The sequence below is a fragment of the Nitrospirota bacterium genome, assembly GCA_016214845.1.
GTDB lineage: Bacteria > Nitrospirota > Thermodesulfovibrionia > UBA6902 > UBA6902 > SURF-23.
Map to the genome: position 1 here is coordinate 38,956 of JACRMS010000018.1, position 18,634 is coordinate 57,589.

General features: G+C 50.0%; 13 protein-coding genes. 11 read left to right on the top strand and 2 right to left on the bottom strand.

Annotated elements, in window-relative coordinates:
- Positions 1–98 precede the first annotated feature (98 nt).
- The 4 genes from HZB61_05095 (at position 99) to ftsZ (ending at position 4,573) form a co-directional block, all read left to right on the top strand.
- Positions 99–1,043, top strand: coding sequence for a D-alanine--D-alanine ligase (locus HZB61_05095; GenBank protein MBI5055975.1), 945 nt, complete (start codon positions 99–101; stop codon positions 1,041–1,043).
- Positions 1,027–1,902 carry an FtsQ-type POTRA domain-containing protein gene (locus HZB61_05100; protein ID MBI5055976.1) on the top strand — a complete coding sequence of 292 codons (876 nt, stop codon included), beginning with the start codon at positions 1,027–1,029 and terminating at the stop codon, positions 1,900–1,902. Before HZB61_05095 ends, HZB61_05100 begins: the two co-directional genes overlap by 17 nt.
- Before the next feature lie 151 nt (positions 1,903–2,053).
- Positions 2,054–3,322 carry a cell division protein FtsA gene (gene ftsA / locus HZB61_05105; protein MBI5055977.1) on the top strand — a complete coding sequence of 423 codons (1,269 nt, stop codon included), beginning with the start codon at positions 2,054–2,056 and terminating at the stop codon, positions 3,320–3,322.
- A gap of 87 nt (positions 3,323–3,409) precedes the next feature.
- The gene (gene ftsZ, locus HZB61_05110) at positions 3,410–4,573 is read left to right on the top strand and encodes a cell division protein FtsZ (GenBank protein MBI5055978.1); all 1,164 of its coding nucleotides are present in this window, start codon (positions 3,410–3,412) and stop codon (positions 4,571–4,573) included.
- 115 nt (positions 4,574–4,688) lie between these two features.
- On the opposite strand, the gene HZB61_05115 is transcribed toward ftsZ, so the two are convergent.
- Positions 4,689–6,452, bottom strand: coding sequence for a HAMP domain-containing protein (locus HZB61_05115; GenBank protein ID MBI5055979.1), 1,764 nt, complete (start codon positions 6,450–6,452; stop codon positions 4,689–4,691).
- A gap of 91 nt (positions 6,453–6,543) precedes the next feature.
- On the opposite strand from HZB61_05115, the gene HZB61_05120 reads away from it, so the two are divergent.
- From HZB61_05120 to HZB61_05140, 5 genes are all read left to right on the top strand, one after another.
- Positions 6,544–8,235: a proline--tRNA ligase gene (locus tag HZB61_05120; protein ID MBI5055980.1), complete on the top strand. Its 1,692-nt coding sequence runs from the start codon at positions 6,544–6,546 to the stop codon at positions 8,233–8,235.
- 170 nt (positions 8,236–8,405) lie between these two features.
- Complete coding sequence (locus HZB61_05125; GenBank protein ID MBI5055981.1) at positions 8,406–9,032, top strand: TetR/AcrR family transcriptional regulator; 627 nt, start codon at positions 8,406–8,408, stop codon at positions 9,030–9,032.
- 6 nt (positions 9,033–9,038) lie between these two features.
- Complete coding sequence (locus HZB61_05130; GenBank protein MBI5055982.1) at positions 9,039–10,292, top strand: efflux RND transporter periplasmic adaptor subunit; 1,254 nt, start codon at positions 9,039–9,041, stop codon at positions 10,290–10,292.
- A 2-nt stretch (positions 10,293–10,294) separates the two neighbouring features.
- Positions 10,295–13,399 (top strand): efflux RND transporter permease subunit, encoded by a 3,105-nt coding sequence (locus tag HZB61_05135; GenBank protein MBI5055983.1) that lies wholly within the window; start codon positions 10,295–10,297, stop codon positions 13,397–13,399.
- Positions 13,396–14,709 (top strand): TolC family protein, encoded by a 1,314-nt coding sequence (locus tag HZB61_05140; GenBank protein ID MBI5055984.1) that lies wholly within the window; start codon positions 13,396–13,398, stop codon positions 14,707–14,709. The genes HZB61_05135 and HZB61_05140 overlap by 4 nt, the downstream gene beginning before the upstream one ends.
- A 117-nt stretch (positions 14,710–14,826) precedes the next feature.
- On the opposite strand, the gene HZB61_05145 is transcribed toward HZB61_05140, so the two are convergent.
- Positions 14,827–15,717: a peptidylprolyl isomerase gene (locus HZB61_05145; GenBank protein MBI5055985.1), complete on the bottom strand. Its 891-nt coding sequence runs from the start codon at positions 15,715–15,717 to the stop codon at positions 14,827–14,829.
- Between the two features lie 188 nt (positions 15,718–15,905).
- On the opposite strand from HZB61_05145, the gene HZB61_05150 reads away from it, so the two are divergent.
- Entirely contained in the window at positions 15,906–16,403 is a 498-nt protein-coding gene (locus HZB61_05150; protein MBI5055986.1) for a YajQ family cyclic di-GMP-binding protein, read from the top strand.
- A 108-nt stretch (positions 16,404–16,511) separates the two neighbouring features.
- On the top strand, positions 16,512–18,629 hold the full coding sequence (locus tag HZB61_05155) for a cysteine--tRNA ligase (GenBank protein MBI5055987.1): 2,118 nt from the start codon (positions 16,512–16,514) through the stop codon (positions 18,627–18,629).
- Positions 18,630–18,634 lie beyond the last annotated feature (5 nt).

Here is an 18,634-nt window from a genome sequence, read left to right on the forward strand (position 1 = left end):
CTTGACCCTATGCTCTTTGCCCCATGCACTTGGCCTTTTTCAAGAGGTGTCGTATAGAAATTTTTCACCTGCCTTTCTTATCTGTGTGGGAGAAACAAATGGCTAAAGGACCGGTTACAACAAAAAGGATAGGTGTGCTGATGGGAGGCGAGTCCTCCGAGAGGGACATCTCCATCAGGAGCGGGCTCGCGATATACCAGAGCCTGCAGGAGCTTGGCTACAACGCAGTGCCGATCGATATCAGCAAGGACGTAGTTAACGCGCTGAAGAAAGAAAAGATCAAGTTTGCTTTCCTTGCCTTACACGGTGGAATAGGGGAAAACGGGGCGATACAGGGGATGCTTGAAGTGTTTGGCATCCCTTACTCAGGTTCAGGCATCATGGCTTCGGCCCTTGCAATGGACAAAGAGGCGTCCAAGAAAATGTTTGCATATCACGGGCTGCCGGTAGCGCCGTTCATAGTCATCCGCCGCCAGTCAAAAGGCAAAAAGGCGGTTGATACACAACTGCCTGCTGTTGACTTTCCCCTGCCGTGGGTTGTCAAGCCTGTTGCAGAGGGGTCCAGCATCGGTGTCAGCATCATTAAAGAAGAAAAAGATATGCTCCCGTGCCTTGAGAAGGCCTTCTCATTTGACAACAGGGTAATGATAGAGAAATTCATCCCCGGCAAAGAGGTGCACATCGGGATACTCGGACAGAGGGTCCTTGGAGGCGTTGAGGTGAGGCCCTCTCTGGAATTTTATAACTACGAGGCAAAGTATACATCGGGACTTACTGAGTACATCATTCCCCCGGAGCTTGATGACGCGACATATGAAAAGGCTAAAGACATTGCGTTGAAGGCCCACCAGGCGCTTGGATGCGCTGGCGCCAGCAGGGTTGATCTGAGAATTGATGAAGGCACCAAGGTCCCGCATATTCTTGAAGTTAACACACTGCCCGGCATGACAACGACGAGCCTGCTGCCGAAGATAGCAAAGTCAGCGGGCATGAGTTTCGGCGATCTTATAGAGGAGATAATAAGACTTGGCCTCAAAGAATAACAAACGGAAATCAGTGTCGCGGCGACAGGGGAAGCTCTCTATCTTTCTCAAGAAGACGGGTATCATCCTGTCAGTTGCGCTGGCAGTAACCACCATAGTGCTGGGAACGTATTTGCTGGCCCAGGCGTTTTATGTCAGAGAGATAGAGGTTTCAGGCAACGAGCATCTTGACAAGAGAGATATTGAAAACATTTTAAACATCCGGCGGGAATCCCTTTTGGACCTTCACCTGAAAGATATCGACGAGAGGCTGAGGAAAAACGCGTGGATAAAGAAGACAACCTTAAGATGGCAGCTGCCCGGAACACTCGTGATAGACATTGAAGAGGCGAGGCCCAAGGCCCTGCTCAATTTCGAAGGAGAGACTTTCCTTGTTAATGAGGAAGGCAATGTAATGGAAAGGCTGCAAGATGCGGGCACTCCTTTTCTGCCGGAAATAAAGGGGATAGACCCGAGGTATAAAAAAGAAATGTCGGAGGCCTTGAAATTAGTTGAAGCCCTGTCCTCCAGGAAAATACTTGCCGACAAGCAGTTAGTAGAGATAGGCCTGGAACCGTACGGGCTCAATCTGAATATCGACGGAGAATTTATCAAAGTCGGTTACGGGCAGTACGCGGAGAAATTCGACAAGTGGGTGGAGCTTGAACCGGAGTTGAAGAAGATGGGTGTGCCGATCCAGTACGTGGACCTGAGATTTAAAGATTCCGTTATTGTGAAGCCTGTAACACCGGAAAAACCGGACAAGAACGACAAACTGAAAGAGAAGGACAAAGATAAAGAGAAGGTGACCGAGGCGGCAAAAGATAAAGGCAAGGGAAAGGCGAAAGTTAGAAGCAGCAAGAAGGAGAAAAAAGTTTGATAGTAAATTTACCACAGAGCACTCAGAGGAAGATGGATTCCATCCACAGATTTTGCAGATTGCACAGATCAGGTAAAAACATCTGTGCAAATCTGAGTAATCTGCGGATTATTAATCTCTGTGCCATCTGTGACTTAAGGATGAATTAAATATGCATTTTGGATTTATAAAAGACGTGACCGCGAAAAACGGCAGCATAGTAGTCGGTCTTGATATCGGCTCGACAAAGATATGCGTCATGGTTGCCGAGGTCAACCCTTTCAGGAGCCGGGATGAGAATAATTTCCCTGCAAATATAATGGGCGTCGGCACGGCCCCGTCAAAGGGTATCAAAAAAGGGGTCGTCATCAACATCGAGCAGACCGTTGAAGCAATAAGGGAAGCGGTGCAGCGTGCTGAAGAGGCGTCAGGCGTTGATATAAAAACAGTGTATACAGGGGTCACCGGAAGCCACATAGGGTATATTTCAAGTCAGGGCATTATCGCTGTAAAGGAAAAAGAAATTGGACAGAAGGAAGTTGACATGGTGATCGACGCCGCAAGGGCCGTGGCAATTCCCTTTGACCGGGAGATACTCCATGTGGTCCCCCTGGAGTTTATCGTGAACGGGCAGGAGGGGATCACTGACCCGCGCGGAATGGTAGGGGTGAGGCTTGAGGCGAAGGTCCAGATAATAACCGGCGCTGCCTCGTCAATCCAGAATTTAATGAAGTGCTGCCAGAAGGCGGGGCTTGAGGCGCTTGATGTTGTGTTCCAGCCGGTTGCCACCGCCGATGCCGTGCTGACGCGGGATGAGAAGGAACTCGGCGTCGCGCTTGTAGATATTGGCGGCGGCACAATTGATATCGCGCTTTATAAAGAAGGGAATATTTTCCATTCCGCGGTGTTGGCTGTTGGAGGCGGCAATTTCACAAATGACGCGGCGATAGGATTGAGGCTCCCTTTTCATGAAGCTGAGAAGATAAAAAGAAAGTACGGCTGCTCGATGCTGTCCCTGGTGCGCGGTGAAGAAGAGATCGGGATCGAAACCGCAGACGGCAAGCCGGGCAGGAGCATAACGAGAAGCCACCTCGTTGAAATACTCCAGCCGCGCGCGGAAGAATTGTTCGGGTTGATCAAAGAAGAGATCACCGGAAAAGGCCATCACAAACTGATGAACGCGGGCGTGGTTTTGACAGGCGGCACGGTATTAATGGAAGGGATGACCGTGATGGCGGAAAATATTCTGGAGCTTCCCGTAAAAATTGGAAGCCCTATTGGTATCGGAGGGCATACTGATATTTTAAGCAACCCCGCATATGCTGCCTGTGCAGGTCTTGTCCTTCAGGGAGCGCAGGAGATTTTAGCCGAACAGGGACTAAACAGCGGAGGAATATTCAGCGGGATAAAATCGAAGATGAGCGGGTGGTTTAGACTATAAATTAAGAATTAAGAATTACGAATTAGGAATTGAAAAGATTGGAACAAATTTTAATACATAAAAATTTATCAGGGAAAGGAGAACGGTATGAAGATTTTCGAGCTTGAGGAGTTACAGAACGGCAGTATTACCAACCCGGCAAAGATCAAGATTGTGGGTGTCGGCGGAGGAGGGAGCAATGCTGTAAACAGCATGATAGCGTCGAACCTCCAGGGAGTTGAGTTTGTGGCCATCAACACGGATGCGCAGGCGCTTGAATTGTCACTTGCGCACCAGTGCGTGCAGGTCGGCACTTCATTGACAAAGGGACTTGGCTCCGGCGCAAACCCCGAGACAGGCAAGCAGGCCGCACTTGAAGACAGAGGCGCGGTTGAAGACGCATTGAGAGGCGCCGACATGATTTTTATAACAGCAGGCATGGGAGGGGGCACAGGCACCGGCGCGTCCCCGGTTGTCGCGGAGGTAGCGAGGGAGCTTGGCATTCTTACCACGGCAGTTGTTACCAAACCGTTTCTCTTTGAGGGCAACAAGAGGTCCAGAAACGCGGAGCAGGGGATAAAAGAACTGCAGAAACATGTGGACTCCCTTATCGTCGTCCATAATCAGAGATTGTTAAATATTGCGGACAAGGACACGACCTGGCTTCAGGCCTTAAACCTTGCAAATGACGTCCTGAGACAGGCGGTAAAAGGCATCTCTGACCTGATACTCGTTCCCGGACTTATAAACCAGGATTTTGCGGACATAAAGACCATCTTGTCAAACAGCGGCAGGTCACTCATCGGTATCGGCAGCGCAAGCGGCGAGACCCGCGCGGTAAGCGCGGCCAAGATGGCAATCTCAAGCCCCCTGTTGGAGGAAACCTCCATTGATGGCGCTAAAGGCGTATTGATAAACATCACTGGAGGTTCCTCCCTCTCTTTTCACGAGGTCAACGAGGCAGCCAGCCTTATCAAGGATGCGGTGCATGATGACGCGGAAATAATCTTCGGCTCGGTAATTGACCCGGACCTTGACGACAAGGTTGTAATTACGGTGATTGCCACAGGCTTTGAAGAAAAGACCCGCCCTGTGATGCCTTCGCTTGAGAAATGGAGGCCGAAGGGAGATTCAGTTGTGTTGAAAGGCTCCACTCAAAGGTTTTTGTCGAAGGAGACGGTGAAGGTTGACAGCGAGGATTATCTTGACGTCCCGACCTTCATGCGTAAAAACGGATATTCTGAAAATGAGCAGGACATAAAAACGGTTTAGTCGGGAATAAAAATTATATCCGCAGATTTCGCAGATTACACAGATTATGAAAAGACCCTGCAAATATCTGTGCTAATCTGAGAAATCTGCGGATTGTATTCCCTGCGATCAATTATTAAATCCTGTTCTTATACTTCAGCTCTTTAAAGCGTATGAAGTATTTTGTGCCGCTGCTTCTGTCCAGGGCCAATTCGCCCTTCAGTTGATGCTCCACTAAATTGACAATGAGCTGCATGCCCAGTGATTTCACCGCCCTGATATCAATGCCTTCCGGTATCCCCGCGCCGTTATCGCTGACCACGAGTTCATATTTGTCCTCACCGGTGATCTTTCTGAACGATATCTTTATCTCTCCCTTTCGGTCCTTGGGGAAAGCGTACTTCAGCGCGTTTGAAACCAGTTCATTTATAATCAACCCGCACGGTATTGCGGTGTCGATTGCAAGACTGAGCTCCTCTGCTTTAATATTGAGTGAAATACTTCCGTTGTTTGTGCCGTAGAACATGAGCAGGCCGTTTGCAAGGCTCTTGACGTAATCATTGAAATCGATATGGGCAAGGTCATTTGACTGGTAGAGTTTCTCGTGGATGAGGGACATGGACCTTATCCGGTTGCGGCTTTCATCGAACAATTCAATATACTGCCGGTCGTCGATCTGGTCCGACTGTAGGCTTAACAGGCTTGAAATGACCTGCATGTTGTTTTTTACCCTGTGGTGAATTTCTTTCAGCAGCACCTCTTTTTCCTCTGTCCTCTCAAGCAGCTTTACATTTGCGGCTTCGCGCTGATATACGGTATGCTGGAGCGAATCTATTGTGTCTATGAGCTGGGAGGTCATTTTGTTGAAAGCCAGGGACAAAACACCTATCTCATCGCTGCCTGAAAAAGCCGCCTTTTGCGACAGGTTGCCGCTGCTGATCGCCTGCGCGGTTTCGGCAAGGGATTCGATGGGCCTGATGATCTTGCGCATAATTGTAAATCCGAGGGCCAAAGCCACTGACAGGGTAAATAAAAGAAAAGCCGCTATGGTGAGCATGGGACGGGCGGTGTTTTTCAGGGCTTCCGTTACAGGCACCTCAGTTACAATATGAAGATACTGATCACCAAGTTTTATTGTATCACCGGCCAAAACGACCTTTGTGCCGTTAATGCCTGTCATAATAACGGCCTTATCAGGCACGTGGAAGTGTGCGTCTTTTAACATCACCGAAGGATCAGGATGTACAATGACCCTGCCGTCGTTGTCCGTGATGTAGGCAATGCCGGATTTGCCTATATGCATAGCCGCCACTATTTCCTGCATGAATTTCAGACGCATTTCAGCAACAAGGACACCCTTTAATTTATCACCCCGCTCGTCAATTACCGGAAGGCTCATTAACATGAAAGGGCCTCCTGTTTTTTTGTCGAAATACACGGGGCCATAGTATGTAGCGCGTTTTGCAATGGGAACCAGAAATTCCTCAGCCCCTGACCGGTCACCGAGGTCCCTGTCAGTAAAGATTGAAGCGCGGGACACGCGCATGATCTCTCTGCCATTGCCATTGAGCAGAACCAGGTCATTGAATGAGTCCCTGTGATTTTCGTCCTTGAACGCGCGCAGCTTGGAAAGGATCTGATGCTGCCGCTGCCGTCCGATTTCTGTAATGTAGTAGTCGATCTTCATTGCATTGAGCAGGGTCGTCTCCTGTTCATGGATCTTCGAGAGGATCTCGCCGGAAACGCGCTTGGCGATCTCGCTTTGTAATTCCATCGCCTGTCTCCGCTGGATAACAGAGTCCTGCCATGATAAGACAGCGCCGAGCAAAAGGAGAGGGACTATCGCAAGGATAACGAGAGAAATGATCAGGCGCTTTCTGATGCTGCCCGTTGTTTTCATAGAAGCAAGACTTCCTTTAATGAAACAGAAGATTATGATAGAATACTTTTCATTTTAAATTAAACCGCTAAATTAGAAAAGAGAGGTAATCATGCATTTTTCAGGGACCTTCATTCCGACCTTGCGGGAGACCCCGGCGGAGGCGGAGTCGATCAGCCATATTCTTATGCTTCGCGCAGGTTACGTCAGGCAGCTTGCCTCAGGACTTTATATCTACCTTCCTCTCGCGTGGAGGGTAATGAACAGGATAAATAAAATAATCAGGGAAGAAATGGACGCGATAGGCGCGCAGGAAATATCAATGCCGGGGCTGCATCCAGCCGACATATGGCAGAAGACCGGCAGGTGGTCTGACATCGGCGATGAGATGTTCAGGCTGAAAGACAGGGGCGGCAGGGACATGTGCCTTGGAATGACCCATGAAGAAATAATCACATGGCTTGCCTCGATGGAACTCCGTTCATACAGGCAATTGCCCCAGATGTGGTATCAGATGCAGGCGAAGTTCAGGGACGAGGCAAGGCCCAAAAGCGGGATATTGCGCACCCGTGAATTCATCATGAAAGACAGTTACAGTTTTGATAAAGATGAAGAAGGCCTCAAGGAAAGTTATCGCAAACACGCTGAGGCGTATCACAGGATATTTCAGAGATGCGGGCTGAAATTTCACCAGGTACAGAGCGATCCCGGAATGATGGGCGGCGCAACCGCGCATGAATTCATGGCCCCGAGTCCGGCAGGAGAGGACACCATTGTCCTCTGTAAATGCGGCTACTCGGCAAATACGGAACTCGCGCTGTCAGTCCCGTCTCCTCAGAAACTGAAAGGGGATGAAAAGGACTGGGCACTGGAAGACATCGCTACTCCTGATAAGAGGACGGTAGCAGAGGTGTCGGGATTTCTGAAAACTCATCCTTCGTGTTTTATCAAGAGCCTGCTTCTGATAGGAAAGGACGGCCCTTTCCTTGCGCTTGTAAGAGGCGACCAGGAGCTTCATGAGAAGAAGCTTTCAAAAATCACCGGGGAATTCAGGGCTGCGCAGAAAGATGAAGTGAAAACCATCCTCGGTGTCGCGGTAGGGTCCATCGGCCCTTATAACAACACTTTGAAAAAGATCGCCGACATTTCACTGAAGGACGGGATCTACATCTCAGGAGCTAATAAGGAAGGGTTTCATACAAGAGGGATAAAACCTGGTGTCCATTTTCAGGCGGAGTGGCATGACATACACGTTGCCGGGGAGGGAGACACCTGTTCAACATGCGGCGCTGAAATAATACTTGAGAAGGCCATCGAGATCGGGAATATATTTCAGCTCGGCACGAAATACTCACAGCCGCTCAAGGCAGTGTATCTTGATGAGAACGGAACAGAGAATCCGGTCATAATGGGAAGCTACGGCATCGGCCCCGCCCGTATTGCCGCCTCGGCCATTGAACAGAACCATGACAAGGACGGGATCATCTGGCCCCAAAGCATTGCCCCCTTTGACGTTGAGATCATCCCCCTTGATACGGAGAGTGAAATATTGGAGCTCGCCGGGACAATATACAGGGGCTTGATCGATGAAAAACTTGATGTGCTCATAGACGACAGGGATGAACGCCCCGGCGTGAAATTCAAGGACGCTGACTTGATAGGCATTCCATATCAGATAGTCATCGGCAAAAAGGGATTGAAGGAAGGTGTAGTTGAGCTCAAGTCGAGAAGGACAAAAGAAACAGAAAGGACCGCCCCTTCCGAAGTTGTGAAAAAAGTGAGAGGTTTTTTCGGGAAGGCTTGAAGTAATAAAGTTTCTTAGTTACAGAAGTGTTCCCCCGTAACAAAGTTGCTTGCCCGCCCTGGAATTCAATCAATGACGGCATTATCGCGAAGTATAGCTTGACAAAGTTTTAATCCGTAAAATATACTTACCGGTAGGTAAATAAGATATACACGCAAAGGAGCTTAATTATGACAGGCAGAAAACGCCCTGTAAAACCTGAGGAACACGCGGTGCGGGAACGTCTTCTCGGCGCGGCCCTTGATATATTCAATGAAAGGGGATATGCCGCCACTTCTGTCCGGGAGATCGTTGAGGCGGCCGGTGTCACAAAACCGACGCTCTATTACTATTTCGGGAACAAGGAAGGCATCTACACGGAGCTGATGACAAAACCCTTTGAGGTCCTTGAAAAGATATTGGTGGAAACCGCGCACGAAAAGTTAAGCTCTCGTGAACGCGTGCTGCGTCTGTACGAAGGGATATTCCTCCTGTTCATGAAGAACCTCAAGGCCGCGAGACTTATGTATTCGATCTATTACGGCCCCCCCCAGGGGGCGCCTTTCATTGACTTCGAGGGCTACCACCTGAAGATCAGAGAGGTAACGGAATTAATTGTGAAGGAAGGGATCAAAAGCGGCGAGATCCGGAAGGTGAATGCGGACACGCTGACGCATGTTTTGATAGGGGCGCTGAACTTCGTGCTTGAGGAGCAGCTCTGCCACCGTTCGCCTATGGTAGATAAAAAAGGACTGTCCGCCATGCTCGCTTTTATCTTTGACGGGGTCACTCCATTAATAACGAAAAGGAAAAGGTGAATTGGTATGTTATTACTCAGTAACTATTTCAAGAATCAACAAATACCGGAGAGTAGGGATTGGGGATTAGGGATTAGTAGAGAAACCAACCCCCAATCCCTAAACCCTAATCCCTATTTTTTAATTATCATTTTACTTTCTGTCCTCTGGACATCAGGCTGTTCTTCAAAAAGCGCTGACGGAAAAAAGGATACCAATGCCGGGCGTCCCCCGGTGGCAGTGGAGACCTTGTCAGTTTCAGCTTCAGACCTGGCAGAAGGCCTTGACGTAGTTGGTACCCTCACCCCGAAATTCGAGACAGAGGTGAAGTCCCAGATCCCCGGCCTTATAAGCGAGGTCTATGTCACCGAGTGGGTGAGAGTCAGGAAGAATGATCCGCTTGCCAGAATAGACTTGAGTGAGACCGGGGCGCTTGTAAACAAGGCCGGCGCCTCGGTTGAATCGGCAAAGGCAGGATATCTTCAGGCACAGGTCGCTGCACAGCGTGCTGAGCGTGAAAAGGCACGGATGCAGAAGCTCAGAGAATTCGGCCTTGCCACACAGCAGAATTATGAGGATGCGGAATCAGAGGCGGCGGCGGCGAATGCCGCAGTTGAGGCTGCGCGCGCCCAGATCGGCGCTGCGGAGGGAGAACTGCGCGCGCTCCAGGCGCGCCTTTCCAAAGGGATGATACTTTCACCCATGGATGGAGTCGTTTCACTTCGGGACGTGAATGTGGGTGATCTTGCCAGCGACACCGGGGCAGCCAAGGCCCTATTTAAGGTCGTAGATAACAGGATACTCAAACTCACCGTTTCGGTCCCGTCGGTAGATATGGCTTCCATAAAGGTGAGGGATTCGCTGACGTTTACTGTTGATGCTATTCCGGGCAAGACCTTTTCAGGAAAGGTGATGTTCATAAACCCGTCTGTGGACGAAGCTGACAGGTCGGTAAAGGTCATTGCCGAGGTGATCAATTCATCGGGGGAATTAAAAGGCGGCCTTTTTGCAAAGGGGAGGATCGAGACAGGGACCAGGAGAAATATCATTCAGGTCCCGCGTTCATCCCTGATCGGTTTAAATGTTGCGGAAAAGAAGGCAGGTCTGTACACGGTAGAAGCTGACCAGGCGCATTACAGGGAAGTGGCCACAGGGGCAGTTGCGGGTGACCAGGTGGAGATAGTTTCAGGTCTTAATCAGGGAGAACTTTTAGTTGTGCGAGGCGGTTTTAATCTGAAGGACAACGACAAGGTCGTTACGGCCGGTGGTAAGGGGAGGTAGAGATGCTGCTTTCCGACCTTTCCATAAAAAGACCTGTGCTTGCAGCGGTCATGATGCTGACCCTTGTTGTATTAGGAATATTTTCATACCGCCGCCTGTCAGTCGAAATGTATCCCAATGTTGAGATTCCCGTAGTCTCGATTGTAACAAAATTTCCCGGCGCGTCTCCTGAGAGCGTTGAGAGGGAATTGACAAAGAAGATCGAGGAGGCGGTAAACCCCGTGGCCGGGGTGAAACGCGTCCTCTCATATTCACGCGAAGGTGTCTCTACCGTTGTGGTGGAATATCGTCTTGAAGAGAAGATCAATGAAGTGGCGCAGGAGACACGCGCGAAGATCAACGCTGTCCGGGGTGAGCTGCCCCTGGGCATAGAAGACCCGATTATACAGAAGCTCGATTTCAACGCCCTGCCGGTCATATCGGTTGCTGTGCGTTCCTCGTCTCTTTCAAGCCGGGACCTTACCCTCCTGGTTGAAAAGAAGATAAAGCGCAGGCTCGAAACCGTTGCCGGGGTGGGAAAGGTCGATCTTGTCGGTTCCGCAACGAGAGAGGTCAATGTCGTAATCGACCCGGTCCGTGTCGAGTCCCTCGGCATCGGTGTTGACACCGTGATAAACGGATTGAGGTCGGAAAATGTGAATACCCCGCTCGGAAGGCTGAACCGGGGCAATACAGAGTACCCGCTCCGCGTTGCTGGAAAACCTGACCGCGTTGACCAGTTCCGCTCTATGGTGATCGCTGAACGCGACGGCAGGCCGATCAGGCTTTCAGAAGTCGCGGAGGTGGTTGACGGTATTGAAGAGGAGCGCTCACTTGCGCTGGTAAACGGCATCCCGGCGGTGGCGCTTGACATACAGAAGCAGTCCGGCGCGAACATGGTTGACGTAGTAAACGCGATCAAAAAGCGCGTGGATCAATTGCAGTCCGAACTTCCGGAGACCGTCACGCTGGAAATAGTCCGCGACGCATCGATCATGACGCTTGATTCTCTGAAGGACGTGCAGGAGACGATGATCATCGGCGGCTTTCTCACGGTCCTGATAGTCTTCTGCTTTATAAACTCGTGGCGCTCCACGGTCATAACCGGGGTCACGCTGCCCATATCGGTCATCTCATCATTTATCATCCTGAACGCGCTCGGCATGACGTTAAACATCATGACGCTCATGGCGCTCTCGCTTGCAATAGGCCTCCTGATAGACGACGCCATTGTTGTGCGGGAAAATATAGTCCGTCATCTTGAAAAAGGCGAAGACCATTTCGCGGCAGCGCGCAGCGGCACGAGCGAGATAGGGCTTGCGGTCTTTGCCACTACCATGTCCATACTTGCAGTATTTGTGCCGGTGGCTTTTATGAAAGGGATCGTCGGCAGGTTCTTCTTCTCATTCGGTATCACTGTGGCCTTTGCGGTGTCTGTGTCTCTGCTTGTGTCTTTTACGCTTGATCCCATGCTGTCTTCGCGCTGGCATGATCCGGCCATTCACAGGGAGGGGAGACGCGGTTTCATCTCACGCATGTTAGACAGGTTCAATGACATGTTTGAACGAATGGCTGAACGTTATCGCGGTCTGATCGGATGGGCGCTGGGACACAGGAAGACCGTCCTGTTCTCCGCATTGGCGGCCTTTGTCGGAGGGATTATGATATTCGGAATGCTCGAATCCGCCTTTATGACCAATTTCGATAAGGGTGAATTTCAGGTAAGTTTTAAAACAGCCCCGGATGCATCGCTCAGCGAAAGCCGCGGCCGACTTAACGCGATGCTGGCAGCGCTCAAGGATATTCCCGAAATAGATCATACATATTCTACTGTCGGCGCGGGTGACAGCGGCACAGTGCAAAGCGGCGTGGTTTACGTTAAGCTCAAGGAACGCTCAGAGAGAAAGAGGATACAGGATGACATTCAACGTGATGTCCGAAGCAGGCTTCAGCGTATCCCGGGGATCAAGATTTCCATTGAGGAAGCAGGCGGCGTGGGAAGCAGTATCAAACCCCTTGTTGTAAATGTGAGGGGAGAAGATATTGCATTGTTGAAAAAGTATTCCTCTGAGCTGAAAGACAAAATGTATACGATCCCCGGCATTGTTGATATCGAAGCGACGCTGGAGAATGACATCCCGGAATACCAACTCACGGTTGACAGGGAAAAGGCGGTGAATGCCGGGATCATGACCGACCGCATTGTCCGCACCGTGGGCGCGCTTGTGGGAGGGGAAGCAGTCACAACTTATGAAGACGAAGACGGCGATTCCGTTGACGTGCGGGTCCGGCTTCCCGAATATCTGCGCGAGGACCCTGCGCAGGTGCAGAACCTGCGGTTTGCTGTACAGAGGGGGAACGGGCCTTCTGCTCTTATGCCTCTGTCCAATATCGCATCATATGAGGTAAGCAATTCTCCTTCGGAGATCAACCGGCAGGCCCTCACCCGTGAGGTAGTGATCACTGCAAACCTTGACGGGGTGCCTATCGGCACTGCGGTGAGCAAAGTGCGGAAGGCCGCGGAAGGGATTTTGATGGAGCCCGGCTACAAGATTGTTTTTTCAGGAGAGGCAGAGGACATGGCAGAGTCCTTCGGCTACATGGGAGAGTCCCTCATCCTCGCGGTGGTACTTGTTTATCTGATATTGGCGGCGCAGTTTGAATCATTTCTCGAACCTATGGCCATTATGCTTTCCCTGCCCCTTTCCATAGTCGGTATGGCGGGGATGCTGTTCCTCACAGGCGACACGATAAATATCATGTCTCTCATCGGCCTGATAATGCTCATGGGCCTGGTCACAAAAAACGCCATCCTCCTTGTTGACTATGCAAAGGTGCTGCAGGGACGCGGCATGGAAAGGAACGAGGCTGTCATTACAGCCGGAAGGACAAGGCTGAGGCCCATATTGATGACAACACTTGCCATGATCTTCGGCATGATGCCCCTTGCCTTTGCCCTCGGCTCCGGCGCTGAGATGCGCGCGCCTATGGCCCGCGCCGTGATCGGCGGACTTCTGACATCGACCGTACTTACTCTGCTTGTCGTCCCGGTGGTATATACATTACTGGATGATTTCAGCGTGTGGATACGGAGACGCTTCAGTTCAAAAAAGGTTGTGACAACATGAATAGACTTTATCGTTTATTCATATTTTTAATGATCACCCTCCTGCTGCCCCTTTCCGCATCAGCGGGGGAAGTAAAGGTCTTGACCCTGCAGCAGGCCCTGGATATAGCCGCAGAAAAAAACCGCGATATTCAAAAGGCCAGGGAATACTTCCAATGGGTGCAGGGAAAATATGTTGAAGAGAGGGCGGCTGCTTTACCGCAGCTTACCATTACCGGTTCGGCGGCAGTCAGCCATGACAAGACCATGATAGTTCCCGCGGGAAATATCTCTGACAGGATGAAGACGTATTCCGGTGAAGTAGGCGTTACCCAGACCTTATTTGCCTGGGGCAAGGTCGGGGCCGCTATAAGGGCGGCACAGGAGGGAATGAAGACTGCGGAGGAGCAGCTTAGACTCTATCGTCAGGCCGCATCCAGGGATGTCTCCATTGTCTTCTTTGATGTGCTTCTTTCACGGGAACTGCATGACATCGCGCGCCAGGACCTTGCGCAGAAGGAGCGGCATCTTGAAGAAGCGCGCCGCAAATACACTGCAGGAGTTGCAACGGATTATGATGTCCTCGCTGCTGAAGTTGCAGTGAAAAATGCCGGACCGGAAGTTATACGAACGGAAAACCTGATACGTGACGCGCTTGACAGGCTCCGCTTTTTCCTCGCTTTAGAGGATGGAGAAATTGATGTCACCGGCAAGCTGGAGGTTACGGATTATCCGGCAGTCCCTGACTATGAGCATATCTATAAGGCCGCCTTTGAGAAACGCCCTGAGGCAAGAGACCTCCGCCACCGCGTCAGCATTGCCGGGGAGCTGGTCACTATAGCCAATGCGGATGACAAACCGCGTCTTGAATTCAGGGGCGGATACGGGTGGAAGAGCCTGGAACTCGGAGATATGAATTTAGACGGAAGGGCGTGGAACGCCGGACTGTTCCTGACGTTTCCTTTTTTTGACGGGATGCGCACGAGGGGAAGAGTGGCACAGGCTGAAAGCGACCTCAGCAGCATAAGGATAGATGAAGCCAAACTTGCCGATTCCTTTGCCCTGCAGGCGCGCGAGGCGCTGAACGCTGTGCGTGAGTCCAGGGAGATCGTTGACGCCCTGTCCGGCACTGTGACCCAGGCTGAAAAACTGTTGTTCCTTTCCGAAAAGGGTTATGAACTCGGCGTGAAAATCCGGCTTGAAGTTGAAGACGCTGAACTGAAACTCCTGCAGGCAAGGGGAAATCTTTCACGCGCATGGAGGGACTACCGGGCAGCCGGCGTTAACCTGTTGTGGGTGATGGGAGTGCTGGGGGAAGATGCTTATCAATGACAAATTCACCAAGCCGGAGAATGACAATTTCTCCGTGCTTTCATAATTTAACTTTTACGCTCAAAAAAAGCCCGCACAGTTTTAAACTGAGCGGGCTTTTAATTTTATCAAAATAGACTATGGATGCTGTGCCGGTTTTTGCCCCCCCGCGCTTTCAGCGGGGATAGTAATTGCCTCAAGGGCCTTATCATTTTTGCTTACTTTATATTTGCTTTTTAAGCCTTCAATATATTTTTCAAAGAGCTCTCTCTTTTTTTCCGCGAGGAGCTGTTTTTGTATTGATTCCTTAGACTGCTCAAAGCTCGCGGTCTCGCCCTTTTTGATATCGGTCAATTGAATGATGTGATAGCCGAAGCGTGTCTTTACCGGCCCGCTTACTTCCCCGGGTTTTAATTTCAATACAGCCTGCTCAAACTCGGGTACCATCTGCCCGTGGGCAAAGTAACCGAGGTCTCCGCCTTTCTGGGCAGACCCTGTATCTTTCGACAGTGACTTTGCAAGGTCGGCAAAGCGCTCTCCTTTTTTGATTCGGGCATAGATCTTCTTTGCCTGGTCCTCCGTGTCAACGAGAATATGGCCTGCCTTGATCGTTGTGCCGATGGTGAATTTGTCCGCGTTCTTTTCATAGAAGCTTTTAACGTCTGCGTCATCTACCTTTGACTTGTCTTCAACTTCTTTTTTAAGAATGAGGGACACCAGGGTCATTTTTTCAAACTCTTTAATTTTTTCAAGATACTCTTTGTCCTTGTCAAGTCCCATTTTTTTGGCGTCCTGGTATATAAGTTCTCTCTTAACGAGTTCATCAAGGAATTTATCTTTGCCTTCTTTCCCCTTGAACTGTTCCTTTGCCCAGTCAGGGATACGGCTTATTTCCTTCAGGAACTCGTCCTTGGTAATGGGAGTTTTATCAACCTCCGCTATAACATCCACGCCTGATTTCTCCTTCTGAGAACATCCGGCAAGGATTGCCAGCGAAAATACAAAAACGAAAAGCCATGTCTTTTTCATTAAAAGTTCTCCTTTTGTTCGATTTAAATTAGATTGTTTTATAACATAATGATTTTGGATTTTACAAGTGACAGCGTGAAGGAAAATGACGCCGTGAAGGCATTGTGTTATTCAGGTCTTCATTGACATCAAACGGCCCAATCAGGCTATTATTAATGCAGCAAAAAGTTATTAAGGAGGACTAAATTATGGCAGACGAGCATTCATTTGATGTTGTCAGCAAGGTTGATCTGCAGGAGGTATCAAACGCAGTCCAGCAGGCCCTAAAAGAGATGGGGCAGCGTTTTGATTTCCGCGGCAGCAAGAGCAATATAGAGCTCAACAAGGAAAAGAATGAGATACACCTTACGTCCGATGATGAGTTCAAGCTGAAGAGCGTTATCGATATGCTGCAAAGCAAACTTATAAAAAGGCAGGTGCCTTTGAAGGCCTTGAGCTACGGGAAAATTGAGCCTGCGGCATCAAACACCGTGAGGCAGGTTGTCACTCTTCAGCAGGGCATCCCCACTGAAAAGGCAAAAGAGATCGTAAAAGCACTCAAGGACTCAAAGCTCAAGGTCCAGTCCGAGATCCAGAAAGACCAGCTCCGCGTCAGGGCCAAAAAGATTGACGACCTCCAGACCGCGATCAAACTTTTAAAAGAGAAAGACTTCGACGTGCATATTGATTTTGTGAATTACAGGTGAAATGAGAAGACGAAGATAAGAAGCTGAGAAGATTAGAAGCTAAGAAATCCCAACTTCCCAACTTCTAATCTTTCCATCTTCCGTCTTTTTTGAAGTATAATAACCCCTATGAGTTTTTGGGATGACGTCAGGGATGATTACAGGACTGTTTTCAAGATGGACCCTGCTGCGAGGAGCAGGCTGGAAGTCATCCTTTCGTACTCCGGGTTTCACGCGATATTCTTCTACCGGATAAATCACAGGCTGTGGAAACTCGGCGTGCCTGTGCTGCCGCGTTTTTTATCTCAATTAGCGAGGTTCCTCACTGGCATTGAGATACATCCTGCCGCAAAGATAAAAAAAGGATTTTTCATTGACCACGGGATGGGGGTTGTAATCGGGGAAACTGCGGAGATCGGCGAGAACGTGCTTCTCTACCAGGGGGTGACGCTCGGTGGCACAGGCAAGGAAAAAGGCAAGCGTCACCCTACACTCGGCAACAACATAGTTGTCGGCGCAGGGACCAAGATCCTCGGCGCGATCACGATAGGAGATAACGTCAAGATAGGCGCAAATTCAGTAGTGCTTCATTCCGTGCCTGACAATTCCATTGTAGTCGGCGTGCCGGGCAGGGTGATAAAAAAGAAAGTGGTGAAGATCTATAACGAGGGGCTGGTGGAGATGCTCGATCAGGTGCACCTGCCGGACCCTCTTGATGAGAGATTTGAAGAGATTAAAAATTACATTTCTGAACTTGAAAGGAGAATCAGCGGATTGGAAGGCAAAGGCGAGACAATAAAGGTTTACAACACGATGAGCGGTAAGAAAGAGGATTTTGTCCCTCTGTCGCCGGGGCAGGTCAGGATGTACGTGTGCGGGATAACAGCATACGACGTATGCCACTTGGGCCACGCGCGCAGCGCGATTGTCTTTGACATCATAAAGAGATATTTCAGATACAAGGGACTGAAAGTAACGCACGTGCGCAACATCACCGACATCGACGACAAGATCATAGCCCGCGCCGCGAAGGAGAACGTCTCATACGACGTGATCGCGAAGAAATACACAGAGGAATATTACAGGGACATGGATATGTTGGGCGTGGGCAGGGCTGATCTTGAACCCAATGCCACAGACCACATAAAGGAAATGATCGAGACGATAAAGGGACTCATTGATAAAGGCTATGCGTATCCTGTCGATGGGGATGTTTACTTTGAGGTCGGCAAATTTTCAGGGTACGGCAAGCTTTCAAAAAAGAACGTCGATGATCTCATGTCGGGGGCGCGTGTTGAGGTCAACGAGAAAAAGAAGAGCCCTCTTGATTTTGCCCTGTGGAAATCTTCCAAGGAAGGCGAGCCCTGGTGGGAAAGCCCGTGGGGCAAGGGCAGGCCCGGTTGGCACATAGAATGCACCGCGATGTCATCAAAATATCTGGGAGAGAGCTTTGACATCCACGGAGGCGGGGCTGACCTGATATTCCCGCATCATGAAAATGAGATTGCGCAGAGCGAGGCGTATACCGGCAAACCGTTTGTGAAGTACTGGATGCACAACGGCTTCATCACAGTTGCCAAAGAGAAGATGTCCAAGTCCCTCGGAAATTTCTTCACCATAAAGGACATCCTTGAAAAATACGAGCCGGAGGTGGTCCGTTATTTTCTGCTCTCAACCCATTACAGAAGCCCGATCGAATTCTCCGACGCGCAGTTGACCGAGTCCGAGCTTTCCATTGACAGGTATTACTCTACAGTAACGAGGAACAAGGATTTTCTTGAAACAACAGGGGCCGCGGAGAAGCCCGGGACTTCCGCAGACCTTGAAAAACTGCTTTCTGCTTTTAAAGATAAATTCCATCACGCGATGAATGACGACTTCAACACGGCCTCTGCCCTGGGATTTATCTTCGAGCTCATAAGAGAAGCAAACAGGTTTCTTGATTCAAAACCTTCCGGGCAGAAGGCAAAGGAGCTTGTGATTAAAACCGGAGAGCTTCTTGCCGAGATCGGCGGAGTCATGAACATATTCAACAAGACGCCTGAGGAATGGTACAGGTCCCTGATGAAGGTGAAGAAGATAGAGTTTTCAGAAGAGTCCCTGCTTCAGAAGATCGCCGAACGTCAGGAGGCAAGGAAACAGAAAGACTGGGCAAAGGCCGACACGATCAGAAAAGAGCTTGAGGCCAAGGGCATCATCCTTGAGGACAAAAAAGACGGGACCGCGTGGAAGGTGAAGGCAGGGTGAGATTT